The sequence below is a fragment of the Nocardia sp. NPDC060220 genome (assembly GCF_042727815.1).
GTDB lineage: Bacteria > Actinomycetota > Actinomycetes > Mycobacteriales > Mycobacteriaceae > Nocardia.
On sequence record NZ_JBHWZY010000006.1, the window covers coordinates 1 to 24,568 of the forward strand.

Below are 24,568 nucleotides of genomic sequence, written 5' to 3' on the forward strand. Positions count from 1 at the left end.
GCCATCACCGCAGCCACGACTACGTGCTCGACATCATCGAGTGCGTCCAGGTCGGGCCGAAACGGTGGCGGGCCACCGACTACTTCCTCGACATCGCGGTGCGGCGCGGCCGGTCCTCGACGCTGTCCGGGTCCAGCGAACTGCTCGCCGCGCACGCCGCGGGCCATGTCGGCACCGAGCCCGCCGACCGGGCATTCGAGCGTGCCGCGCACGTGCTCGACGGGCTGGCGGCCAACGACCACGATGTCGAACAATGGTTGCGGTCGCAGGAGATCACCCTGACCTGGATGTGACCGGCGACCGGGCGCGGGTCGGCACGCGCCGGTAGATTCTGCGCTCATGACGCAGGCATCCACCGTGCACGTGCATCCACCCAAGGTCGAGTACTTCGACGTCGCGGCCGGAACGAACACCGATCCCAAAGGTTTCGTCCGGCCGGTGGAGATCTATCGGGTGGAACCGTGGGGCCTGTACATGGGTCGCCACTCCGATCACGCGCACTTCCACTACCTGGAATCGTGGGTGCTGCCGGAGCTGTCGCTGCGGGCGTCGAAGCTGCACTACAACCCCGGCGTCGAGCAGTGGCAGGACATCTATGTCGATGTGGGCGCGTTCACCAGGGAGTCGCCGACACTGTGGCGCTCGGTCGACCACTACCTCGACGTACTGGTCCGCACTCGGCGTGATGTCCGGCTCGTCGACGTCGACGAGCTTCTGGCCGCGCACACCGACGGCCTGCTGGACGCCGCGCAGTGTCAGGCGGCGATCGAACACGCCACCGCGGCGATCGACGGGATCGCCGCGCACGGCTATTCACTCGAGGAGTGGCTGAGCACCTTCGGAATGACGCTGACCTGGCGCCGAAACGACGAACCGCCCGGACCTCGGTAGGCGGGTCCGGGCGGTGCGGGGAGTCGGTGTCAGCCGGCCGACAGGCTCGGGAACAGATCCGCGAGGCCACCGCCGCACGACGCGCTTCCGGTGCTGCCCGCCGCACCCACGGTGACGGTGATCGAGTCGCTGATCAGCAGCTGACGCGCTTCGAGCTTGTGCTGGCCCGCCGTGGTCGGCTTCCAGGTGATGCTCACGGTGCCCGAGAGCAGCGACGGCGACACCGGGCTGCCCGGAATATCCACGCCGTTGTCGGTGAACTTCACCGAGGTCAGCCGGTCGACCTCGACGCTGGCGGTCAACTTGTAGCTGCAACCGACCTTGTGGTCGGTTCCGGCCACGCCGAGATTGCCGACCCAGGCCGAGGCCTGCGGAGCGGCCAGCACGAGGCTGGCGGCGACGGCGCCGAGTGCGGTGATGCCGAAGCCCGCACGGCCGAACTGACGGTGATGTGTTGTCATACGCGCTACAACTTCCCTGTGAATCGAGTCACCCTGTAGTGACTTCGCACAATTTACACAGCGCGCGACAGCGTGCGGACAGTTTCCGAAACATTGACGTTTAACAGATTGGTACGCGGTTCACGCGCGGGCGGTGGCCCACTCGGTGACCACCGGATAGACCGCGTCGAACCACGGTTCCTTCACCACGTAATAGGCGTCACCGGCCGCGTCGCCGGTCAGGTCCGCCGCCGCGAGCTCGGCTCCGCGCTTGACCGCCAGGTACTCCGACCGCGCGCTCTCGTTCGCGCGCAACCAGTCACGCAGATCGAGCGCGAACCGCTGGCCGAGCGAATCCCGCACGCGCAGATGGATATTGGCCGGCCTTCCCGGATCGGCGTTGCCGTGCAGACGCTTTCCCCACCGGGCGAGGTCGGTCCCCTCGGGATCGCCGTGACTCGGTTTCGGATTGTCGTGCGTCACCTGGGGAGCGAGCGGGAACCCGGCGGCCGTCAAGGCATCCGTCAGCGATTCGGCCGTGGCCATGTCGGCCACCGTCACCTGGATGTCGATGATGTCCTTGGCGGGGAGCCCGTGCACCGCGGTGGATCCGACGTGATCGATGCGCACCGCCGACGCACCGCAGGCCAGGTGCAGCCGGGCGATGATCCTGCGCGCCTGCATATCCCATTCCGGGTCGGTGACGAGAACATAGCCGGCTCGCGCCCGGACGCCCTCGCGCTGATTGCGCTCGAACGGCACCAGCCGTCGCGTCCACAGGTCACGGACCTGCGCCTCGACCACCTCCGGCGCACCGTTGTTGTCGAGCCACACATCGGCGACCGCGCGGCGCTGGTCGTCGGTGGCCTGGGCCGCGATCCTGACTCGCGCGTCGGCTTCGGCCACGCCGCGATGTTCGACCAGCCTGCGCAGCCTGGTCTCCTCCTCGGCCCCCACCACCACGACGAGCTGCATCAGCGGCGCGAGCCCATTCTCGACCAGGAGCGGAATATCCTGCACCACAACGGCATCGGTGGCCGCCTCGCCGATCAGATCCGCGGTGCGGGCGCCGACCAGCGGATGGGTGATGGCGTTGAGCTTGCCCCGCGACACATCGTCGGCGAAGGCGACCGCGGCCAGCGCGGGCCGGTCCAGGCTGCCGTCGGGGCTCAGAATGCCCTCGCCGAACTCCTCGACCAGCGCGGCCAGACCCGGTGTCCCGGGGGCGACGACCTCGCGGGCGATCGCATCGGAGTCGATGAGCACCGCCCCGAGTTCGACCAGCGTCCGCGCCACTGTGGATTTACCCGCTCCCATGCCTCCGGTGAGGCCGATCCGCAACATGGGCCCAGTCTCGCATCCCCGCCGCCGCGCCGTGGCACCTGCTCCGACACGCCCATTCCCGGAGCGGCGGAAGATCCCGGGCCGGGCGCGTCGCGTGGATTAATCTTCCGCGCAGGCGAGAAGGCCGCACGACTACCGGAGGATGATCATGAGTACCAGGAACCACCGGGCGGCTCGCCACCGCCTCGGTATGCCGGGCGGTGTGCACTGCATCGAATTCCCGCCTGTCGCAGCGACTCTCGCCGAGTACCGGCGCTCCTGGTTCAGTACCCTGCTCTCCCCCGCCAGACACAGCTTCGCCGCGATGCGCAAACGCCCGAGCATGGCCACCGGATACTGGTCGCCCGCCGCCGCGAGCTGACAGTGGGCCCGGCGCGATGCCGAGCCCACCCCCGGCTCAGACGCCGACGAGACCGCTCGGCGCGCGCCGCGCCCCCGGCTGCTGCGCCGGCATCGCATTCGGCGGCACCGGGTACGGCACACCCTGTCCGAGAGTGCCCGCCGCGATATTCGGACCGCACTGCGCGATCGCCGCGTCGGCCTTGGGGCGAGGGTCGGGCAGCACCGGTTTCGCGGCATCAGGCGCCGCGGCAAAGTCGAACGTGGACGTCATATCGCCGGTGACGCTGCGTCGCCACGCGGTCAGATTCGGCACATCGACACCGAATCTGGTTTCCAGCAACCGCAATTGGGACGTGTGGTCGAAGGTCTGCGAGGCGACCAACCCACCGCGGCTGTACGGCGAGATCACCATGCACGGCACCCGGTAACCCAGTCCGATCGGGCCGGTGATCCCGCCCGCGGCGGGCACCCGATCCAGTGGCACCGTCAGGAATTCGCCCGCGGTGCCGGGCGGCGGGGTCGGCGGCGTGACGTGGTCGAAGAAGCCGCCGTTCTCGTCGTAGCTGATGATCAGCGCCGTCTTCTCCCACACCGCCGGATTCGAGGTGAGGATATCGAGGAGCTGCACTATGCCGAGCGCACCGAAAGCCGCGGGCAGCGCGGGGTGTTCGCAGTGCAGCAGCGACGGCACCACCCAGGACACCGCGGGCAACGTGTTGTTGGCGACGTCGGCCTGGAAGTCGTTCGGGTAGGTCGGTGCGATACCGCGTCGTGCCAGTTCGGAATTCGGGTCGGCGGCCTGGGTGAAGCAGCCCATCATGCCGTCCAGGATCATCGACGAGGCCGGGCCGACATCGCGATTGCTGTAGATCTTCCACGGCACCCCGCCCTCGGACAGGTTCTCCGGGTAGGTACGCCAGCTGTAGACGTTCTTCGGAAGCAGGGTCGGCGTCTCCACCAGCGGACCGCCCGCCAGACCGTCGGGGTCGATGCTCGCGCTCATCCAGTACAGCCGGTTGGGGTCGGTGGGGCCGAGCACCGAGCAGTGGTAGTTGTCGCACAGCGTGAACGCCTGTGCGAGCTCGGTGTGGATCGGAATGTCTTCCGGCAGGTAGTAACCCATCGCCGCGGGCGCGTTCGCCGGCCCGACCGAGGCCACCGACATCGGCATCCAGCCGTCGTTGCGGCCGTTGTTGAATGCCTTGTGCATGCCCGGCCAGGCATTGGTGGATTACACCAGGATGACCGGGCAATCTTTGGATGCGATCCCAAGCCTGAGAAATCTCGAAATTCAGATCACGATGACATCACCACTCGCGCGATTCTTCGACTGGTTCAGCAGCCCGTCGATCAGCCGAGAACGGCTCCCGCGCCCCCTCGCGCCGTCAGGTGAGGAGGTCGCGGACGATGCCGTCGGCGAGGAGGCGGCCACGGTCGGTGAGGACCAGATTGTCGCCGGTGACGCGGGCCATGCCGTCGGCCAGAATGCGGTCGAGGGCCGAGCTTGCCGAGGGGGCTAGATCCGCGAGAGGCAGGCCGGTCCGGAGGCGGACGGTGAGCATGAGGTGTTCGGTGTAGCGCTCGTCGTCGGTGAGGGCCTCCCAGCCCGCGGCGGGGAGACCGCCCAGGGCGACACGGTCGGCGTAGCGGGCGGGGTGCTTGACGTTCCACCAGCGAACGCCGCCGACATGGCTGTGCGCGCCGGGGCCGGCGCCGAGCCAGTCGCCACCGTCCCAGTAGCCCAGGTTGTGCTGACAGCGGGCGGCATCGCTCGCGGCCCAATTGGAGACCTCGTACCACGTCAGACCGGCGTCGGCGAGGCGGGCATCGATGCGTTCGTAGCGGGCGGCGAGGACATCGTCGTCGGGTGCGGGCAGTTCACCACGGCGGACCTTGCGTGCCAGCGCGGTTCCGTCCTCGACGATCAGGGAGTAGGCGGAGACATGATCGACACCGGCGGCCAGCACCGCGTCCAGACTCAGATCCAGATCGGCATCGGTCTCGCCCGGGGTGCCGTAGATCAGATCGAGGTTCACGTGGTCGAACCCGGCCGCGCGCGCCTCTTTCGCCGCGGCGACCGCGCGGCCCGGCGTATGCGTGCGGTCGAGCACCTTCAGCACGTGCTGTGCGGCGGACTGCATGCCGAGCGAGATCCGGGTGTAGCCCGCCACGCGGAGCCGCTCGAAGAACTCGGGCGAGGTGGATTCCGGGTTGGATTCGGTGGTCACCTCGGCGTCGGCGGCCAGGGTGAAGTTCGCCCGCACGGCATCGAGAACCGACGCCAGCCCGTCACCACCGAGCAGCGACGGTGTCCCGCCGCCGACGAAGATCGTCGACACCGCGGGCGTCGCGCTCGGCAGGGCACCGAACTCGGCCGCGGCGGTCGCGAGCTCGCCGCGCAACGCCTCCAGCCACGACTGCGGCGACGCCGAAGTACCCAGCTCCCCCGCCGTATAGGTGTTGAAGTCGCAGTACCCGCAGCGCGTGGCGCAGAAGGGCACGTGCACGTACACCCCGAACGCGCCGCTCCCGAAATCGCGCAGCACCGGTCGATCGGCATCGGCCGGTGTCACGCCGGGAACCCCGGAAGCAGCGCTGGTAGTCACCCCTCCAGTCTGCCGGGCCCTGGTAGCGCGCTCCGCCCGGCCCCTCGCACGTCAGTCCGTCACGACGGGCGTGTTCTGGTTGGCGGTGAGCACCCAGGCTCCGTCTTCCTTGGTCATCACGTACATCGGCGTGCCCTGCCCGGACAACTCGCCGTCGAGGGTGAAGTAGCTCTGGCGGATCTTGACGGCGGCGACATCGGGCCGCAGGAACAGCACGTGCTCGACCTCGTAGGTCGCGGTGCCGTGCGTCGTGGCCCCTGGCAGCACCTGCGCCGTGAACTCGGCGATGGCCGGGCGCCCGAACAGCCGCTTGCCGTGACCGGTGGTCCAGATCGCGTCTTCCCGGAAGACGGCGACGAACTCCTCGGCCAGTTCGTTGGCCTGGGCGTGTGCGATGGTGTCGACGACGGCGCGGATGGCCGCGAGTTCGGTGCCGAGATCGGCGGGGGTCTGACCGGCGGCAGTGGCGTCATTGCTCATGGCACTACTGTGCAACCTCGAGTGCGATCCAGGTCAACCGCGCTGTGCGGCACCGCACACATGCCCGCGCGGGGTATCACAGCCCGGTTCCGGGCGGCGGCCTATGACCCCCGTCACAGAACAGGACGGCCGTCCAGGGAATTTCCCCCAAAAGTGCGGGAAATATCTCCTTGCGGTCGGAACGACCAGGCTGACGTGGCACAATAGCCACATGCACGCAACTGGAGTACGACTCGTGGCCCGTCGCCACGTCGACTTCCAGCGTGTCTGCAGCGCCTGTTGTCGGCCCGGTTTCCACCGGTAGCGCAGCGGCGTCCACGCCCGGGTATCCCCCGGTGCCTTCGACTTTCATCGGCCCGCTGACTCCCCTGACGCGAGCCAGCCCCTCGCGCCTTCAGCACGGATGTCCCAACACCCCCGCAGGAGCGACCACCCATGACGTCGAGCACCGACGCCGGTTCGACCGAACAGTCGACGGCGCAGGCCCGCACTGAGCGTTCAGCTGCCCAGCGCCCGGCCCGCCCGAGCACCGATGCCCCGGTCGCACCGCGCGCCCGCACCGGCAAGCCGGTCCGCCGCCGGTCCGAAGGCCAGTGGGCCCTCGGCTACCGCGAGCCGCTGAACCCGAACGAGCAGTCCAAGAAAGACGACAACCCGCTCAACGTGCGTTCGCGCATCGAGAACATCTACGCCAAGGGCGGCTTCGACTCGATCGACAAAGCCGACCTGCGTGGCCGTTTCCGCTGGTGGGGTCTCTACACCCAGCGTGAAGAGGGCTACGACGGCACCTTCACCGACGACGACAACATCGACCTGCTCGAAGCCAAGTACTTCATGATGCGGGTGCGGTGCGACGGCGGTGCGCTTTCCGCCGCTCAGCTGCGCACGGTCGGCCAGATCTCCACCGAGTTCGGCCGCGACACCGCCGACCTGTCCGACCGCGAGAACGTCCAGTACCACTGGATCGAGGTCGAGAACGTCCCGGAAATCTGGCGCCGGCTCGAGTCGGTCGGTCTGCACACCACCGAGGCGTGCGGCGACTGCCCGCGCGTGGTCCTCGGTTCGCCGCTCGCGGGCGAGTCGCTCGACGAGATCATCGACCCCACCTGGGCGATCGACGAGATCGTCAAGCGCTACATCGGGAAGAAGGAGTACTCGAACCTTCCCCGCAAGTTCAAGACCGCGATCTCGGGCCAGCAGGACGTGGTGCACGAGATCAACGACATCGCCTTCGTCGGCGTGAACCACCCCGAGCACGGCCCCGGCCTCGATCTCTGGGTCGGCGGCGGTCTGTCCACCAACCCGATGCTGGCGCAGCGCGTCGGCGCTTTCGTGCCCCTCGAAGAGGTCCCCGACGTGTGGGAAGCGGTCGTCTCGCTCTACCGCGACTACGGCTACCGCCGCCTGCGCACCAAGGCCCGCCTGAAGTTCCTGATCAAGGACTGGGGCATCGAGAAGTTCCGTCAGGTACTCGAGGACGAGTACCTGAAGCGCAAGCTCATCGACGGTCCGGCACCCGTGCAGCCGGCCAAGCCCATCGACCACGTCGGTGTCCAGAAGCTGCGCAACGGCCTGAACTCCGTCGGCTTCTCCCCCATCGCCGGTCGCGTCTCGGGCACCATCCTGAGCAAGGTCGCCGACGCCGCCGAGAAGTACGGCTCGGATCGCATCCGCTTCACCCCGTACCAGAAGCTGATCGTCCTCGACATCCCCGACGACCAGGTCGACGCGCTGATCGACGAACTCGAACCGCTCGGCCTGCAGGCCCGCCCCTCGGTCTGGCGTCGAAACCTCCTCGCCTGCAGCGGCATCGAGTTCTGCAAGCTGTCCTTCGTCGAGACCCGCAAGCGTTCGCAGGTGCTCGCACCCGAACTCGAGCAGCGCCTGGCCGACATCAACGCCGAACTCGACGTGCCGATCACCATCAACATCAACGGGTGCCCGAACTCGTGCGGCCGGTCCCAGATCGCCGACATCGGCTTCAAGGGCCAGCTCGTCGACGACGGCACCGGGAATCAGGTGGAGGGTTTCCAGGTTCATCTCGGTGGCAGCCTCGGCCTGGACAGCGCGTTCGGCCGGAAGTTGCGTCAGCACAAGGTGACCAGCGTCGAGCTCGGTGACTACATCGATCGCGTCGTCCGCAACTTCGTCAAGAACCGGGAATCCGGGGAACGCTTCGCGGTGTGGGCTGTGCGCGCCGACGAGGCCGACCTCCGATAGTCGATGAGGAGATCCCCACTGTGACAACGAATCTCGCGGCCAAACTGTCCGAAGCCGAATTGCGCGCGCTCGCCGAGCAGGGCGCGGCGGAGCTGGGCCCCGACGCCTCACCCGCCGACCTGATCGCCTGGACCGACCGCAACTTCGGGAACGGCTACATCGTCGCCTCGAACATGCAGGACGGTGTGCTGGTCCACCTGGCCGCGCAGACCCGTCCCGGTGTGGACGTGCTGTTCCTCGACACCGGCTACCACTTCGCCGAGACCATCGGCACCCGCGACGCGGTCGAGGCCGTGTACGGGGTGAATGTGGTGAACGTGCGCCCCGAGGCGAGCGTCACCGAGCAGGACGAACTGCTCGGCAAGGATCTGTTCGCCCGCGACGCCGCCGAATGCTGCCGGCTGCGCAAGGTGGTCCCGCTGAAGAAGTCGCTGAGCGGCTACAACGCGTGGATCACCGGCATCCGCCGCGTCGAGGCGCCCACCCGCGCCAACGCGCCACTGATCTCGTTCGACGAAGCCTTCGGCCTGGTGAAGATCAACCCGATCGCACCGTGGTCCGACGACGAGATGCAGGCCTACATCGAGGCCAACGGCATTCTCGTCAATCCCCTGGTGGAGGAGGGCTACCCGTCCATCGGCTGCGCGCCGTGCACGCGCAAGCCCGAGCCGGGGTCCGATCCGCGCAGCGGCCGCTGGGCCGGTATCGCCAAGACCGAATGCGGATTGCACCAATCATGACCATCACCACCACTGGGAGTGAGCCTGTGAGTACCAACACCACCGAACGCGAACTCGGCCTGTCCGAGTTCGACACCCTCGCGGCGCTGGAATCCGAGGCGATCCACATCTTCCGTGAGGTCGCGGGCGAATTCGAGCGTCCCGTGATCCTGTTCTCCGGCGGCAAGGACTCCACCGTCCTGCTGCACCTGGCGCTCAAGGCCTTCTGGCCCGCGCCGCTACCGTTCACGCTGCTGCACGTGGACACCGGCCACAACCTCGACGAGGTGCTCGAGTTCCGCGACAAAGTGGTCGAGCGCTACGGCCTTCGCCTGCACGTGGCCTCGGTCGAGGAGTACCTGGCCGACGGCCGCCTGACCGAGCGCCCCGACGGTATCCGCAACCCGTTGCAGACCGTGCCGTTGCTCGACGCCATCACCGAGCACCGCTTCGACGCGGTCTTCGGCGGCGGTCGTCGCGACGAGGAGCGCTCGCGGGCCAAGGAGCGGATCTTCTCGCTGCGCAACGCCTTCGGGCAGTGGGATCCGAAGCGTCAGCGCCCCGAGCTGTGGAACCTCTACAACGGCAAGCACGCGCCGGGTGAGCACGTGCGCGTGTTCCCGCTGAGCAACTGGACCGAGCTCGATATCTGGCGCTACATCGCCCGCGAGGACATCGACCTGGCGTCGATCTACTACGCGCACGAGCGTCCGGTGTACTCCCGTGACGGCATGTGGATGACGCCCGGCGTGTGGGGCGGCCCGAACGAGAACGAGGTCCTCGAGACCCGTTCGGTGCGCTACCGCACCGTCGGCGACGGCTCCACCACCGGCGCCATCATCTCCGACGCCGCCGACAACCAGGCCATCCTGGCCGAGGTCGCGGCGTCACGACTGACCGAACGTGGCGCTACGCGCGGCGACGACCGTGTGTCCGAAGCCGCCATGGAAGACCGCAAGCGAGAGGGTTATTTCTGATGTCCGACCTATTGAGGCTGGCCACCGCCGGTTCTGTCGACGATGGCAAGTCCACGCTGGTCGGACGGCTGCTCTACGACACGAAGTCCGTGCTGGCCGATCAGATCGACGCGGTCACCCGCGCCTCGGTCGACCGTGGACTGTCCACGCCGGACCTGTCGCTGCTCGTCGACGGCCTGCGCGCCGAGCGTGAGCAGGGCATCACCATCGACGTGGCGTACCGCTACTTCGCCACGCCCAAGCGGTCTTTCGTGCTGGCCGATACGCCGGGGCACGTGCAGTACACCCGCAACACGGTGTCGGGCGCGTCCACGGCGCAGCTGGTGATCCTGCTGACCGACGCACGCAAGGGCGTCATCGAGCAGACCCGTCGCCATGCGGCCGTGCTGGCACTGCTCGGTGTGCCGCGTCTGGTGCTCGCGGTGAACAAGATCGACCTCGTCGACAACCCGGCCGAGGTGTTCGCCGAGATCTCCGCCGAGTTCAACGAGCTCACCTCGAAGCTGGGCTGGGCCACCGAGGACGTCATCGAGATCCCGGTCTCGGCGCTGCACGGCGACAACATCGCCAGCCGCTCCGAGAACACCCCGTACTACAACGGCCCGTCGCTGATCGAGCACCTGGAGTCCGTTCCGGTGGATGCTGATTCGACTGGTACGCACGCGCTGGGTCTGCGTTTCCCGGTGCAGTACGTGATCCGTCCGCGCACGGCCGAATACCCCGACTACCGGGGTTACGCGGGTCAGATCGCGGCCGGTTCGGTGTCACCCGGCGACGAGATCGTGGTGCTGCCCTCGGGTAAGAAGACCACCGTCGAGCGCATCGACACCCCGGACGGCGAACTGGCCGTGGCGCAGGTCGGGCGCAGCGTGACGCTGATCCTGGCCGACGAGGTCGACATCTCACGCGGCGACATCATCGCCTCGGTGCACGACGCGCCGGAGTCGATCGACACCTTCGACGCGACCGTGTGCTGGCTCGGCGACAAGGGTCTGCGTCCCGGCGCCCGGCTGCTGCTCAAGCACGGCGCCAAGACCACCCAGGCCATCGTCGGCGCGCTCGTGGAGCGGTTCGACGAGCAGACGCTCACCGCACAGGCCGGCCCGGAGTCGTTGGAGCTCAACGACATCGGTCGCGTCTCGCTGCGCTTGGCCGAGCCGATCCCGGCCGACGACTACCGCACCAACCGGCACACCGGGTCGTTCCTGCTGATCGACCCCGCCGGTGGCAACACGCTCGCGGCCGGCCTGGTCGGCGACGTGCTGACCTCGGTCGAGGTCGGTACCGCGGTCTGATGTATCGCCTGCCCGCTCCGCCGCGTGGTGCCGTTGCGGTGCCGCGCGGCGCGGGCGGGCCCGCGTTGATCGCGGTTGCCCATGGCAGCCGCGATCCGCGTTCGGCGGCGACCATGGCGGCCGTGGTCGCCGACGTTGCCGCTGCCCGGCCCGATATCCCGGTCCGGCTGGCTTTTCTGGATCTCAGCACGCCCTCGGTGGACGAGGTGGTCGACGACCTCGCCACCCAGGGGCACACCGACGTGATCGTCGTTCCGCTCCTGCTGGGCAACGCTTTTCACGCGCGGGTCGACCTTCCGGCGCTACTGGCCGAGGCAGGCCGCCGTCATCCCCGGCTGCAACTCACCCAGGCGGCGGTACTCGGCCCCGATCCGCTGCTCATCGCCGCGGTGGCCGACCGAGTCGCACTCTCGTGCCACCTCCGCCCCCTGCTCCCCACCCTGGTCACACCGTTGGTCCCAGCCTTTCCGGGTGCGCTCGCTGCCACAACAAATCCGTTGAGTGATGCTCCGGTCGGAATCGCCGTCGCCGCGGTCGGTTCGCGCGACGCCGCGGCCAATCGGCGGACCGCGGTGGTATCTCGACGACTGGCGGCGGTGACCGGCTGCCCTACTGAAATGTGCTTCGCGACAGTCGAACCCAGTGTCGATCTGGCGGTGGATCAGCTGCGCGCCCGCGGCGCCGAACGCATCGTCGTCGCGCCGTGGTTTCTGGCGCCGGGGCTGCTCACCGACCGGCTGGTCGCGGCCGCGCCCGAGGTCGTGCATGCCGACGTGATCGGAGCACACTCCGCGCTGGTCGACGTGATCTGGGCTCGATACGACACTTCCGTCGCCACCGAGCTCGTACTCTCGGCCTGATCCCAGCAGATCCGGGCCGCTTGGTCCCGCCCCGAATGGGGTAACCCCTCGCGCTGCCCTCGATTCGGCCGAGCCCGCTCCGACCGGTTCGGGACGCGAGCGCGAGGTTCGCGCTGCCCACATCCGCACCCGCGACGATCCGCGCCTTCACTTCGGATCGACGTCGCCATCACCTCTACGGCCAGAAGTTCGCCTGTATCGCGTCTACTGGTGCGGCTCTCGGCACAACCGGACTCGGCATCCACGGTGGCGCAGCTCACACGCATTCCACTCTTACGATATACCCCCCAGGGGTATATGTTCGTATCAACGCACAGCGAACTGAGAGAGGCGAAACGATGACCACCAACGCCCACGCCGGACACACCGCACACGTCAACGCCGCAGCCCAGCCCGGTCACGTCGAACAGAGCACCGCGCACGGCGGACACGCCGAACACGACGGCGGTGCGCACGCCCGGCACAACGGTCACGCGCCGCAGGGTGGCGCCCATGAAGGACACGAGGCCCACTCCGAGCACGGCGGTGGCACTCACGCCGGACACGGCACACACGCAGCCGGGCTCGATGCGGGCCTGCCCGGGGGCCTGCGGATTACGCAGGACGGGTACACCCTCGACCTCGACACCACGATCGCCGAGCCCGGCAAGATCGACTTCCGATTCCGGATTCTCGGCCCGGACGGGTCGGCAGTGACCGAGTTCGACGCGATTCACGATCGCGAACTGCACCTGATCGTGGCGCGTCGCGAGCTGACCGGGTTCTGGCATGTACACCCGCGACGGGAAGCGGACGGCACCTGGGTGATCCAGCTGGACCTCCCCGAAGCCGGGGCTTATCGGGTGTTCACCGATATCGCACCGCGCGCACTCGGCCGCACCATCACCCTCGGCGCCGATCTGGCGATCGCGGGACACTATGCGCCACAGCCGGTTCCGGTGGTGAACCGCACCACCGAGGTCGACGGCTATCAGGTGACAGTGGCCGGTGAGTTGCGCGCCGAGGGCGATCTACTGACGCTCACCGTGCGCAAAGACGGCGAGCCGGTGACAGATCTGCAGCCGTACCTGGCGGCTTTCGGCCACCTCGTCATCCTGCGCGCGGGCGACCTCGCGTACGTCCACGTCCACCCCAACGGCGAACCCGGCGACGGAGTCACGCCTTCGGGTCCCGAAGTCACCTTCCACACGGCGGTTCCGGGCCCCGGGACCTACCGCCTGTTCCTGGACTTCCAGCACAACGATGTCGTCCGGACAGCCGCATTCACCCTCACCACTCTGGAGATCACGACTCCCTGACACGGCGACTGTTGCCGTGTCAGGCCAGAGCACATCCGCGAACTCGGTCGGCTACGTTCGACTCGGCGCGTCCGACAACAAGCGGGCCGCGATGGTGCGGGCCGCTTCCACACGAGCCGAATCACCGGTCTGGCGAGCGACATTGGCGGCGCTCACGATCGCGTCCAGTTCGAAGACCAGCAGATCGGGGTCGACGTCGGCGAGTTCGCCCATGGCCTGAGCCTTCCGGACCTCGCCGGCCAGGAAGGACAGCCAGTAGTCGTGGTCGGCGACGACGGCGTCGCGCACGGGACCGGGCTTGCTGCTGAATTCGGTGAGGGTGGCCACCCGGAAGCAGCCGCCGGGGAAGGGCGGATTCTCGATGTGCGCGAACCAGCCGTCGATCAGCGCGCGAACCCGGGTTCCACCGCGTGGCGCGCGCAGGCCGGGGGCGATGACTCGTTCGATGAAGATGTCACGGCCCGCCTGAACGGCGGCGAGTTGGAGCGCCTCTTTGGTACCGAAGAGGGTGGCGATGCCGCTCTTGCTGATGCCGAGGTCGGTGGCGAGCCGGCCGATGCTGAGACCGTCGAGACCCTCGACAGAGGCGAGTTCGGCGGCGCGCCGGGCGATGGTGGCGCGCGCACGGGCGCCCTTGGCCAACCGCTGATCGCTCGGTTCCGACAACTGGGTCATGTGCATCATTGTTCCACTGCGGGGTTGCGAAGGCGAACGATCGGTCGTACTTTTATTTACGAACGATCGTACGTTCTTATTTCTCCCCCCTCGAAGGACTCCGCATGACCGACGTGACAGCTCGGCCCGAAGATCCGCTCAGCACAGCTACTCCCGACAGCAGCGCCGCAGGCCGCACCCTCGCCGTCGCCTCGGGCGCGGCATTCATCGCCTTCCTCGACCTCTCGGTCGTCAACATCGCGTTCCCGACGATCGCCCTGAGCTATCCCGGCACCCCCACCGGGACGCTGACCTGGATCGTCAGCGGTTACGCGATCGCGTTCGCGGCGCTGCTCACCCCGGCCGGGCGCATCGCCGACGCACTGGGTCGCCGTCGTCTGTTCGCGCTGGCACTGGCCGGATTCGCCATCACCTCGCTGCTGTGCGGCCTGGCGCCCGGCGCGGGCTGGCTCATCGCCGGACGGGTCCTGCAGGGCATCGCGGCGGCGTTCATGGTGCCCGCGGCACTCGGGCTGGTCCTGGAGGCCACGCCCCGAGCGAAGATCGGCGCCGCCATCGGAGCCTGGTCGGCCGCCGGTGGTTTCGCGGCGGTGGTCGGCCCGGCGCTGGGTGGCGCGTTGGTCGAGGCGTTCGGCTGGCGCGCGGTGTTCCTGATCAATGTGCCGATCGCGTTGGCGCTGATCGTGCCGGGGCTGCGGCTGCCCGGCGGCGACCAGGGCTCCCGCGAGACGACGCTGCCCGATCCGCTCGGCACGCTCGCCGTCGCGATCGGGCTCGGTGCGATCGTCGCGGCCGTCACCGAAGGCCAGTCGTGGGGGTGGACCGCACCCGGCACGCTCATCGCCTTGCTCGGCGGTCTGGCGCTGACCACGTTCGCGTTGCTTCGCTCCCGTCGGCACGCCAATCCCGCTGTCGCCGTGGCACTGTGGCGTGATCGGCAATTCGCCGTGGCGAATGCGGGTTCGTTCCTGTTCGGCGCCTCGATGTTCGCCTGGCTGCTGGCCGGTCCGCTGTTCCTCGATGCCATCTGGGGCTACTCCGTCCTCGAATCGGCGGCGGCGCTGACCGTCGGCGCGGTGGCCTCGATGGTGACCGCCGTTGTCACCGGGCGGATTACGACGCCGGCAGGCCAGCGGTGGGTAGGTGTGCTCGGTGCGCTGATGTCGACAGCCGCGCTGGTCTGGATGAGCACCGACGCCTTCGGGCCCGAACCCGCGCTGTGGACAGCGTGGATTCCGGCGGGCGTGCTCGGCGGCGGCGGGATCGGCATCGTCGTCACGGTGTTCGGCACCGCGGCGGCGAGTTCTGTTCCACCGCAACAGTTCGCGGCGGGTATCGGAATGAACGTCACCGCCCGGCAGGTGGGCGGAGCACTCGGCATCGCCGTCCTGGCGGCCATCTTCTCGGCGACCTCCGACGACCCCCTTCGCGGCTTCCACCTGCTGTTCGCCGTGTGCGCGGCCATCAACCTCGCCGTCGCCCTGCTGCTCGCCGCGCCGTCGCGGGCTCGTTCGACCGACTGAACCAGAGGAGATCGACATGTCTTCCAGCACACCGCTCTCCGTGCAGTTCTCCGCCGAGGCCGACGATCCGCTGGTACTGGCGCCGGAGCAGGCCGCCGCACTGCTCGCGGGGGCACCGTGGCAGCGTTTCGCGGTGCTCGGCGATTCGATCGCCGCGGGGACGGGTGACCCCAGTCCCGGATACGCTCCCACCGGCTGGGCCGATCGGGTCGCGGCACACCTCACGTCGGTGAATTCCACACTGGCCTATCGCAATACGGGCCGGATAGGCGCGACCAGCGGTCAGGTCATCGACCGCCAGCTCGCCGAAATCCTGGAGTTCGCACCGGATCTCGTGCACCTCAGCTGCGGCGGCAACGACCTGTTCACCGCGGGCGGTGACATCGATCAACTGCACACGAATCTGTCGACGATCCTCACCGCGCTGGCCGCCACCGGGGCACAGCTGTCGATTTTCACCGTGGCCGACGTGTGGTCGGTCGAGCGGATGGCCCCGATGCGAGCCATGCGGCCGCAGATGATCGCGTTCAACGAGGTGGTGCGGGCGGTGGCCGCCGAATTCGATGCGGTGCTCACCGAATTCTGGAACCATCCGCTGCGGTCGAGACCCGAGTTGATGAGCGCGGACCTCATCCACTTCACCACGAGTGGGCACGCGGTGGTGGCCGGTGAGGTGGTCAGGTCGCTGGCCTCGCTCATCGACAGGTCGTAGTGGAGGCGGGGCGGTCGCAGCAGGATCGCCCCGCACAGACCTCAGTCGGCAACGGCTTGTGCGCCGATGCGTCGCTCACCTGTTGTCGTGCACCAATCGAGTACCGAGTGCGACCAGTTCGGATCTCACCTCGGCAGGACCGACCACCTCCACGTCGCCGCCCCAGCCCGCCAGCTGCCGGGCGACCATGTTCGCGGTATCGGCGGAGATCTGTGCTCGCACCCGACCGTCGGGTGCCGGGCCGAGCAGAGTGCAGTTGCGGCCCTGCTGATCGGCCAGGATGGGGGCGAGCTCGGTGGAGACGAGAACCGTCGCGGAAACGGCGGCGCGCCGCCCCTCCATCTGCTCGACGACCTGCGCCCATTCCGCGTGGAGATCGAAATCCGCTGGTCGGTCGGCTGTTTCGTCGAGCGTGATGGCGTCGGCGATCCGGTCGAGGCGGAAGGTTCGCTGCCCGCGGTCGGTGCCCGCGATGAGATACCAGACCGTCTCCTTCTCGACCAGGCCCCACGGATCGATCGTGCGGACCGTGCGTTCCCCCTTGCGCAGGTATTCGATGCGCACGCGGCGGCGATCCACCACCGAGCGGCGCAGCGTGTCGAGCACCGCGGGTGCTCGAGGATCGGGGCGACCCCACCGCGCCGGATCGACCACAACCGCGTCGGCTGCGGCGGCCGCATCGGCGCGGAAAGTGTGCGGCAGGGCGCGGACCAGTTTGCGAAGGGCGGACTTCAGTTCGGGGGCGGCCTGGGCCGCCGGACCCGCGAGCAGGAACAGCGCCCTGGTCTCCCCCGCCGTCAGCCCGGACAGGTCTGTGCGGGCGCCGCCGATCAGCGACCAACCGCCCCCGCGACCCGATTGCGGATAGACCGGGATGCCCGCGGCCGACAAAGCCTCCAGGTCACGGCGGGCCGTCGCCACCGAGACTTCGAGCTCGGCCGCGACCTCCGCGGCCGTCACCCGCCCGCGTGCCTGCATCAACAACAGGGTGGCTACCAATCTGTCCGCTCGCATACTCGGCAATTCTGCCGAACAAAGTGCTCATTCGGTGAGCACTTTGGCTGGCAAGGTCGTTGTCACACCGAAGCGACAACCGAATGGAGCAGACATGCTGCGCGGAATGGCCACCACCACCTATTACGCCGACGACCTCACCGCCGCCAAGGACTGGTACAGCGAATTCCTCGGCATCGCGCCGTATTACGAGGTACCCGGCGGGTACTACGAGTTTCGGCTCGGGCCGTTGCAAGCCGAGCTGGGCATCATCAACCGCGCGTATGCCCCGGCAGGCGCACGCAATGCACCGGGTGGAGGCGGAGTCGTGTTCTGGCAGGTCGACGACCTCGCGGCCACCTTCGCCCGGTTGCTCGAGCTCGGCGCCACCGAGTACGAGCCGATCACCGAACGCGGCGAAGGAGCCGGGTTCGCGACCGCGGCGGTGCTAGATCCGTTCGGCAATGTGCTCGGGATCATGGCGAACCCCCACTATGTGGCGATGACCGCGTCGATGCCGACCTAGGTCCCGCGTCAGGCTGTGGCACCGGTGGCGACAACCGCGGTGCTCAGGCGAACCAGCGCTCGAGGACGGTGGCCACTCCGTCCTCACTGACGTCTCCGGTCACCTCGTCGGCGAGGGCGAGCACCGCGTCGGGCGAGCCTGCCATCGCTACCGAATGTGCCGCCCAGCGCAACATCTCCCGGTCGTTGAAACCGTCGCCGATGGCCAGGGTCGCATCGGCCTCTACGCCGAGGAGGAGCCGAAGTCGTTCCAGTGCCCAGCCTTTGGACACACCGCGCCGGGAGACCGTGAGCCACGGACCGTACTCGCCGTGCACCCAGGAGGCATCGGGCACATCGAATTCCTGTAGGAGGCGCAACATTTCGTCGGGGCTGCCGTCGGGCCACCAGCCGTTGAGGCGCGGGGTCGGCACACTGCTCAGTGTGCGGTGGTCGACCAATCGGAAGTCGCCGATCGAGAACTCCCCCGGCCCGTGCCCCGTCGCCCAGGTACCGACGCCCACCTGTTCCGCGGCGAAGATCATCGCTGGGAACAGTGCGCGCAGCGCGAGTACGGCAGGTCCCGGATCGAACGACTGGACCGCGACCGGCTCGCCACGCGCCACATCGATGTGCACAGCACCGTTGGAACACAACGCATGCCCCTCGGCGAGCCCGAGCTCGCTCAGCACCGGACGTGTGGTGAGCACCGTACGCCCGGTGGTCACCACCACATGCGCGCCAGCCGACACCGCCGCTCGCACCACCGCCCCCACCCGCGCGCTGATATCGACCCCCTTCGCCAGCAGGGTCCCATCCACATCGAGCGCAATCAGCTTCGGCGCTCCCCCAGCTAAACCCACCGCCCTATTGTGCCCGCACCCACCGACAGCCCACCCCGGTTTCACTACCAGCGCTCCGACGACCGGCCGCGCGAACCGCATCGCCGTGGCTGCGGACCGCGAGATCGACTCTCGTGGCACACCCGTCCATGTCGCAGCGAGCCCCGCGACATGGACGTGATACCGCGGCCGGGCTACGCAGGCGCGTCAGCCGATCAGCAGCGAGAGCCGGAGCCGTCGGAGGAAGAGCTCGTCGGCGGTGGCGCGCTCGTGCACTGCGTGTTCGAGGACACTCAGCACCCCCAGGCGTTCTCCAGCGACGATGACGTCGAACTCTTCACGTGCGGAGTGCATTCGTCGATGTCGCCTACAACGAAGCCCTAGAGTTCCCGTTCTCGCGCCCGACCTCGTTCGCCGATCGGATGTTCATCCCACCGGCGAGGCAAGGCCGACCTGTCAGTAGCAAGAACATTGATGCCGCGGCGGCCGCAACGGGCGTGACCCATGGTCAGCGGCGTGAGCCGCCACCGCCACCGCCACCGCCGCCACCGCCACCGGTGGAGCCACCTGCCGATGCGCCACCTTTGGAGCCTCCCGAGGAAGCGCCGCCGGAGGACGCACCCCCTGATGACGCACCCCCTGATGACGCACCACCGGAGGACGCACCACCGGAGGACACACCGCTGTCGGATCCGCCGCCGGAGGACGCACCACCTGACACGCCACCGCCTGACGCACCACCACCGGACGCACCACCACCTGACGCGCCGCCACTGGACGCACCACCACCGGACGCGCCGCCACCGGACGCACCACCGTCGGATCCACCACCACTGGACGCGCCGCCACCGGACGCACCACCGCCTGACGCGCCGCCGCCTGAGGCACCGCCACCGGAAGCACCACCGTCGGATCCACCGCCAGACGCACCACCACCGCCGGTGCCGCCGCCGTTCGATGCACCGCCATCAGACGCCCCGCCGCCAGTCGAGCCGCCGGAAGTTCCTGTGCCGCTCGATGTTCCACCACCGGTCGAGCCGCCTGCGGTATCCCCGTCGGTCGTACCGCCGGTCGGCGTTCCGCCCGAGGTGGTGCCACCGGTCCCGCCGGTCGAGGTGCCGGGGCTGGAAGGTGTTGTGCCGGTGCTGGTTCCACCGGTCGGGGTGGATCTCCCGACATCGATCGTCACGCCGCCCGTACTCGGCGTGGATGTGCCACCCGTCGGTGTGGACGTGCCGTCCGTCGGGGCCGTACCCGGCGACGGCGCGGTACCTACCGCGGGAACAGTGCCGGGCGAGGTCGGAGTGCCCGGCACCGCAGGAGTGCCGGGGCTCGAGACCGGGCCGCTGTGGGGAAGTTCGGGGGTGCCGGGGTTGGTCGGCGTGTTCTGGGGCTGGGCAGCCTGTTGGCCGAACGGTAAGGGGTTGATGAAGCGGGCCGGGTCGCCGTAGGTGGTACGGGCGAGGACCGGCGACTTGCAGTCGTTGCTGACGTCCAGGCGGCCGGGGGCGCCGCGGTCGGCGCTGCCGCCGGGGCGTGATGTGCCGCCGGGCGCGGTCGCGGGGGCGATGAAGTTCTCGTAGGCGCTGCGGGCCGCGGCTATGCCCGCCACCCGGATGCGGCCGTTGAGCGGGTCGACATCGCTGACCAGACCTGCGGTTCGGGCGGCGAGGAGGTCGGCACTCATGTCGTAGAGCAACGCGTCGGCGGGAGCGCCCAGCACCGGGAACCGGTCGAGTACCGGCATCAGGCCGGGGTCGAAGGGGCTGCCGAACACGGTCATCGCCGACATGGCGAGCGCGGAAACGACTGCCGCGCTGGAGAACACCGCCACGTGCGGCACCGGGCCACCGTTTTGCTGCTCCGGCGCGAAGGTGCGAGCCGCCAAACCCGCCGCGCCCGAGGCGATCACCTGGCCGGGGTCGGCGACGGTGACGAGCGGAACGCCGAGTTCGGCGAGGGTGCGGGCGACTTCGGGCGGACGCGAGGCACCGCCGACAACGAGAATGCGCGACAGGTCCGCGAGCCGCAGCCCCGCTGCGGACACGCTCTTGCTGACCAGCGGGAAGGTGTCGCGGATGTGCTCGGCGCGCAGCGCGTCGATGTTCACCATGGAGGTGAGGGTCTGGGTCGCGCGGCCCGGACCCGGGTCGCCCGCGTAGCGAGCGACCATCTCGCCGAGCGGCTTGCCACCGAAATCGGTGGACCGCGTGGGAGTCCCGACCATCGGGTGGTGCGGCCAGTCGGGACCGACACGCAGGACGGTGAGGTCGAGGCTGGTGGCGCCCAGGTCGTAGACGAGCACGAAGCCCGGTTCCAGTGGGCCGCGATCGACCTCGAGCCATTCCGCGGCGGCGACCGGTTCCGGCACCAACAGGACCTCACCGGCGCCCGCGAGATGCAGCGCCTGGCCGAGTAACGAGACCTGTTTGTCGGTATAGACCGCCGGATAGGTCAACACGATCCCGGCGGGCGGTTCGGCCAGCTCGATCAGACCGGTGACCACCGCGGCGATCAGGTTGGTCGCCGAGTAGAACCTTCCACCCATCACCATCGGCTCGGGCTCGCGCGTGAGATCCGCGAAATCCGTGATCGCCGAGGCGAATTCGTTGATCGCGCCGATACGGGGCCTGCCCGCGTCGTCGAATGTCAGTGCGGTGCGTCGTGTTCGCACCGCCGGTTTGGCCGGATCGTCGGCGACTACCGCCGAAATCGCATTGACCGCACCGATACTCAAGCCCAGACCTCTGGTCATGTTTTTGCTATCCCGTCAACGCACCGTGACCACGTCCAGCACGCGAGCGCACCATGTGGCCGCGGTCGTCTTCCAAACAGCTCGCCTAGATTAACTGGCACGTCCGCGAATTGCTGCCGGATTGATACGGAAACCGCAACCATGCGTCGCCACAAGGCGATTCATGCAGGTGAGATCATTGAAGCCAACATATCCACCCCCCTGAACACCCTCCCCGCGATTCACAGACTCCGAGAAGCAGCTACCTGCGAGTAATCGGACAGAGCGCCCACTGAATACATTCTTCAAGTTTGTTATCCCGCGCATTCAGCGCACTTACCGGCTGGTAACCAATTCATTTACTACCAACGCGATTTCACTGGCGGCGAATTACATTCCCCCATTTCGAAGTCGGCCCACTTTCAGTGACACGTCAATGCAGCGACCGAATCCCGCCAGCACGACCCTGCGCGCGCCGGTTGACTGAAAGGACGGAGAGACACCGAGCCGATGTTCGAAAAACCAAGGGAAAGAAGGCACTACGCATGTCCACTCGATTCGCCGACCAGGTCGTACTCATCACCGGCGCCGGCTCCGGCATCGGCAAGGCGGTCGCACTGCGAGTCGCGTCCGAGGGAGCCGCCGTGGTTCTCGGCTCCCGCGGCAAGGACCAGGGCGAGCAGGTCGCCGAGCAGATCAGGGCGACGGGCGGCCGCGCGCTGTTCGTCGCGACCGATGTCACCGTCGATGCCGATGTCGAACGACTCACCCAGGCCGCGCTCACCGAGTACGGCCGCCTCGACGCGGCGTTCAACAACGCGGGCGCGGTGAACGCCTTCGGGCCGATCGCCGAGATCGATACCACGTCCTGGCGCGCCGACCTGGATCTGAACCTCGACGGCGTCTTCTACGGTCTGCGCCACCAGGTTCCGGCCATCACCGCCTCCGGCGGCGGCGCGATCCTGAACAACGCCTCCAACCTCGGAGTGGTCGGCATGGCGCACGTGGCGCCGTATGTGGCCGCCAAGCACGCCGTCGTCGGACTCACCCGGTCGGTGGCGCTTGAGACCGCGGCGACGGGTGTGCGGGTCAACGCGCTGATCTCCGGCGCGGTCGACACCCCGGCGTTCCGCGCCTCGATGGGCGCGACTCCCGAGGCAGAGGCGGCCATCGCGGCGCTGCACCCGATGGGCCGGATCTCCCAGCCCGACGAGGTCGCCGCGGTGTGCGCCTTCCTGCTCAGCAGCGAGGCGTCGTTCGTCACCGGTGCGGCCATCGCCGCGGACGGCGGCTTCACCGCGCAGTAGGCGCATACGAAAGGCCCGCAACGTCTCCCAGTGACGTTGCGGGCCTTCGCTTTCGATCAGCTGCGAGCGAACAGCCGCTTCACCGAACGTTCCCGCTGCACCGCGGCCCCGCGGGCGACCGCCTGCGGGCGACGGGCGCGAACGAGTCGGTCGAACTCGGCCGCGTCACGGGTGGGCTCGCGCAACGTGCCGCCGTTGAAATCGTCGGCGAGCTGCTGCACGGTCTCCTGCGCACACGACTTGTTGGTCCCGATGAAACCGGTCGGGCCCCGCTTGATCCAGCCGGTCACATACGTGCCGGGGAAGACCTCACCACCGGGTGCGGTGAGCACCCGGCCCGCGTCGTTCGGGATCACCGCGCGAGCGTCGTCGAACGGCAGATCCACAGTCGGCACCCCTCGGTAGCCGACCGAGGTGAGCACGACACCGGCCTCGAGCAGTGTCGTATCACCGGTCGGCGTGGCGGCCACGCGACCTTCGGCATCGGCGACGAGCTCGTTGCGCTCCACCCGTACCCCGGTCACCGTGTCGGTGCCGACGATCTCCACCGGCGAGGACAGGTAGCGGAACACGATGCGCTTACGCTCACCGAACGGGCGATTCGCGACGCTGTGCAGCAGGCGCAGCTTCTGCTCCACCTTGTAGGGCAGATCCGGCGTGATCGCGGGCAGCTCGCCGTCGATCGAGATGTCGATATCGGCGGCCAGCAGGCCGACGAACTCGGGCACCGTGAACGCCGACTCGGCCGGACCACGACGGCCCAGGATCACGACCTCTTCGATCTTGCTCTCGCGCAATGCCTTCAGCGCGTACGGCGCGATATCAGTGTCGGCGAGCAGCGCCGGATTCACGGTCAGGATGCGGGCGACGTCGAGCGCGACGTTGCCGTTGCCGACGATCACGACCCGCTTCTGGTTCAGGTCGAACCGGTCCTCGGCGTGGTCGGGATGGCCGTTGTACCAGGCGACGAAGTCGGTGGCCGACACATTGCCCGCCAAGCCTTCGCCAGGAATGTCCAGCTTGCGATCCGAGGACGCGCCCACGGCGTAGATCACGCCGTGGAAGTGCTCGAGCAGCTCGGCATGGCTGATGTGCTTGCCGATCTCGACATCGAGGTAGGTACCGAAGTCGTCCTGCTTCGACATGATGTCGAACAGGTCGGCGACCTTACGGGTGTGCTTGTGATCGGGCGCGACGCCCAGGCGCGCCAGCCCGTAGGCCTGCGGCAGGCGGTCGAACATCGTGACCGCGACACCGGGCTGGGTGAGCAGCTCGTCAGCGGCGTACATCGCCGAGGGACCCGATCCCACGATGGCGACGCGCAGCGGGGAGCGCTGCGTGTCGATCGCGGGCGGCATCACCGGCGCGGCCAACGTCGGCCGATCCCGCTGCACGCGGTAGAAGTCGGCGTTGATCTCGATGAACGGCTTCTGCTCGTCGGTCAGCTTCTTCGACGAGGTGATGGCATCGACGGGGCATGCGGTGGCACAGGCACCACAGTCCACGCAGGCCGCCGGATCGACGTAGAGCATCTCTGCGGTACGGAAATCCGGCTCATCCGGGGTGGGATGAATACAGTTGACCGGGCATGCGTAGACGCACGAGGCGTCACTACAGCATGACTGGGTAACGACATATGGCATATTGCTATCGTCTCAGGCGGCGTGCTTAGCGGAGCGCTTGGGCTCCGAGCGGTACCGGCTGGACGGGCCGTCGATGCCGAACATCTTCCACACCTTGCGGGCGACCGGGTTCATCAGACCGATCTCCTCGGCGAGCGCGCGCACGTCGATGAAGTAATCGGCG

General features: G+C 68.3%; 22 protein-coding genes and 2 pseudogenes. 13 read left to right on the forward strand and 11 right to left on the reverse strand.

Going from position 1 to position 24,568, the window contains the following annotated elements:
- Together ACFWF3_RS00725 and ACFWF3_RS00730 are read left to right on the forward strand one after the other, a co-directional pair.
- Nucleotides 1-293 (forward strand): annotated as a pseudogene (locus ACFWF3_RS00725) (hypothetical protein); the annotation flags it as partial.
- Between the two features lie 46 nt (nt 294-339).
- Nucleotides 340-891 carry a DUF402 domain-containing protein gene (locus ACFWF3_RS00730; RefSeq protein ID WP_378994109.1) on the forward strand — a complete coding sequence of 184 codons (552 nt, stop codon included), beginning with the start codon at nt 340-342 and terminating at the stop codon, nt 889-891.
- 29 nt (nt 892-920) lie between these two features.
- Here the strand turns inward: ACFWF3_RS00730 and ACFWF3_RS00735 are convergent, their stop codons facing one another.
- Nucleotides 921-1,352, reverse strand: coding sequence for a hypothetical protein (locus ACFWF3_RS00735; protein ID WP_378661173.1), 432 nt, complete (start codon nt 1,350-1,352; stop codon nt 921-923).
- 120 nt (nt 1,353-1,472) lie between these two features.
- Nucleotides 1,473-2,675: a dephospho-CoA kinase gene (gene coaE, locus ACFWF3_RS00740; RefSeq protein WP_379311912.1), complete on the reverse strand. Its 1,203-nt coding sequence runs from the start codon at nt 2,673-2,675 to the stop codon at nt 1,473-1,475.
- A 148-nt stretch (nt 2,676-2,823) separates the two neighbouring features.
- On the opposite strand from coaE, the gene ACFWF3_RS00745 reads away from it, so the two are divergent.
- Nucleotides 2,824-3,036: a hypothetical protein gene (locus ACFWF3_RS00745; RefSeq protein WP_378994104.1), complete on the forward strand. Its 213-nt coding sequence runs from the start codon at nt 2,824-2,826 to the stop codon at nt 3,034-3,036.
- Nucleotides 3,037-3,072: 36 nt separating this feature from the next.
- On the opposite strand, the pseudogene ACFWF3_RS00750 reads toward ACFWF3_RS00745, so the two are convergent.
- The 3 genes and pseudogenes from ACFWF3_RS00750 to ACFWF3_RS00760 all read right to left on the reverse strand — a co-directional run.
- Nucleotides 3,073-4,242: pseudogene (locus ACFWF3_RS00750) on the reverse strand (phospholipase C); the annotation flags it as partial.
- Between the two features lie 160 nt (nt 4,243-4,402).
- Entirely contained in the window at nt 4,403-5,590 is a 1,188-nt protein-coding gene (gene hemW / locus ACFWF3_RS00755; RefSeq protein ID WP_379311927.1) for a radical SAM family heme chaperone HemW, read from the reverse strand.
- A gap of 84 nt (nt 5,591-5,674) precedes the next feature.
- A complete protein-coding gene (locus ACFWF3_RS00760) occupies nt 5,675-6,103 on the reverse strand; it encodes an SgcJ/EcaC family oxidoreductase (protein ID WP_379311913.1) in 429 nt (142 codons plus the stop codon).
- Between the two features lie 435 nt (nt 6,104-6,538).
- Between ACFWF3_RS00760 and ACFWF3_RS00765 the strand changes: the two genes are divergently transcribed.
- The 6 genes from ACFWF3_RS00765 (at nt 6,539) to ACFWF3_RS00790 (ending at nt 13,472) form a co-directional block, all read left to right on the forward strand.
- Nucleotides 6,539-8,323, forward strand: a complete 1,785-nt coding sequence (locus tag ACFWF3_RS00765) for a nitrite/sulfite reductase (protein ID WP_379311914.1) — start codon at nt 6,539-6,541, stop codon at nt 8,321-8,323.
- A gap of 20 nt (nt 8,324-8,343) precedes the next feature.
- Nucleotides 8,344-9,063: a phosphoadenylyl-sulfate reductase gene (locus ACFWF3_RS00770; RefSeq protein WP_379311915.1), complete on the forward strand. Its 720-nt coding sequence runs from the start codon at nt 8,344-8,346 to the stop codon at nt 9,061-9,063.
- Entirely contained in the window at nt 9,042-10,019 is a 978-nt protein-coding gene (gene cysD, locus ACFWF3_RS00775) for a sulfate adenylyltransferase subunit CysD (protein ID WP_378993846.1), read from the forward strand. Before ACFWF3_RS00770 ends, cysD begins: the two co-directional genes overlap by 22 nt.
- Nucleotides 10,019-11,314 carry a sulfate adenylyltransferase subunit 1 gene (locus ACFWF3_RS00780; RefSeq protein ID WP_378993844.1) on the forward strand — a complete coding sequence of 432 codons (1,296 nt, stop codon included), beginning with the start codon at nt 10,019-10,021 and terminating at the stop codon, nt 11,312-11,314. Before cysD ends, ACFWF3_RS00780 begins: the two co-directional genes overlap by 1 nt.
- Nucleotides 11,314-12,174 (forward strand): sirohydrochlorin chelatase, encoded by an 861-nt coding sequence (locus ACFWF3_RS00785; RefSeq protein ID WP_379311916.1) that lies wholly within the window; start codon nt 11,314-11,316, stop codon nt 12,172-12,174. Before ACFWF3_RS00780 ends, ACFWF3_RS00785 begins: the two co-directional genes overlap by 1 nt.
- A 338-nt stretch (nt 12,175-12,512) precedes the next feature.
- Entirely contained in the window at nt 12,513-13,472 is a 960-nt protein-coding gene (locus ACFWF3_RS00790) for a hypothetical protein (protein ID WP_379311917.1), read from the forward strand.
- A gap of 51 nt (nt 13,473-13,523) precedes the next feature.
- On the opposite strand, the gene ACFWF3_RS00795 is transcribed toward ACFWF3_RS00790, so the two are convergent.
- Nucleotides 13,524-14,147, reverse strand: coding sequence for a TetR/AcrR family transcriptional regulator (locus ACFWF3_RS00795; protein ID WP_379311918.1), 624 nt, complete (start codon nt 14,145-14,147; stop codon nt 13,524-13,526).
- Nucleotides 14,148-14,251: 104 nt separating this feature from the next.
- On the opposite strand from ACFWF3_RS00795, the gene ACFWF3_RS00800 reads away from it, so the two are divergent.
- Together ACFWF3_RS00800 and ACFWF3_RS00805 are read left to right on the forward strand one after the other, a co-directional pair.
- Entirely contained in the window at nt 14,252-15,670 is a 1,419-nt protein-coding gene (locus tag ACFWF3_RS00800; RefSeq protein ID WP_379311919.1) for an MFS transporter, read from the forward strand.
- Nucleotides 15,671-15,686: 16 nt separating this feature from the next.
- Complete coding sequence (locus ACFWF3_RS00805; protein ID WP_379311920.1) at nt 15,687-16,382, forward strand: SGNH/GDSL hydrolase family protein; 696 nt, start codon at nt 15,687-15,689, stop codon at nt 16,380-16,382.
- 75 nt (nt 16,383-16,457) lie between these two features.
- Here the strand turns inward: ACFWF3_RS00805 and ACFWF3_RS00810 are convergent, their stop codons facing one another.
- A complete protein-coding gene (locus ACFWF3_RS00810) occupies nt 16,458-17,396 on the reverse strand; it encodes a helix-turn-helix transcriptional regulator (RefSeq protein WP_379311921.1) in 939 nt (312 codons plus the stop codon).
- A gap of 94 nt (nt 17,397-17,490) precedes the next feature.
- Here ACFWF3_RS00810 and ACFWF3_RS00815 point away from each other — a divergent pair, with 94 nt between their 5' ends.
- On the forward strand, nt 17,491-17,901 hold the full coding sequence (locus ACFWF3_RS00815; protein ID WP_378993829.1) for a VOC family protein: 411 nt from the start codon (nt 17,491-17,493) through the stop codon (nt 17,899-17,901).
- Between the two features lie 43 nt (nt 17,902-17,944).
- On the opposite strand, the gene ACFWF3_RS00820 is transcribed toward ACFWF3_RS00815, so the two are convergent.
- From ACFWF3_RS00820 to ACFWF3_RS00830, 3 genes are all read right to left on the reverse strand, one after another.
- Nucleotides 17,945-18,742, reverse strand: coding sequence for an HAD family hydrolase (locus ACFWF3_RS00820; RefSeq protein WP_379311922.1), 798 nt, complete (start codon nt 18,740-18,742; stop codon nt 17,945-17,947).
- 186 nt (nt 18,743-18,928) lie between these two features.
- Nucleotides 18,929-19,075 carry a hypothetical protein gene (locus tag ACFWF3_RS00825; protein ID WP_379311923.1) on the reverse strand — a complete coding sequence of 49 codons (147 nt, stop codon included), beginning with the start codon at nt 19,073-19,075 and terminating at the stop codon, nt 18,929-18,931.
- Nucleotides 19,076-19,229: 154 nt separating this feature from the next.
- Nucleotides 19,230-21,476, reverse strand: a complete 2,247-nt coding sequence (locus ACFWF3_RS00830; RefSeq protein ID WP_379311924.1) for an Hsp70 family protein — start codon at nt 21,474-21,476, stop codon at nt 19,230-19,232.
- Between the two features lie 524 nt (nt 21,477-22,000).
- Between ACFWF3_RS00830 and ACFWF3_RS00835 the strand changes: the two genes are divergently transcribed.
- A complete protein-coding gene (locus ACFWF3_RS00835; protein ID WP_379311925.1) occupies nt 22,001-22,762 on the forward strand; it encodes a glucose 1-dehydrogenase in 762 nt (253 codons plus the stop codon).
- A 56-nt stretch (nt 22,763-22,818) separates the two neighbouring features.
- On the opposite strand, the gene ACFWF3_RS00840 is transcribed toward ACFWF3_RS00835, so the two are convergent.
- Nucleotides 22,819-24,405 (reverse strand): FAD-dependent oxidoreductase, encoded by a 1,587-nt coding sequence (locus tag ACFWF3_RS00840; protein WP_379311926.1) that lies wholly within the window; start codon nt 24,403-24,405, stop codon nt 22,819-22,821.
- Nucleotides 24,406-24,568: the final 163 nt, after the last annotated feature.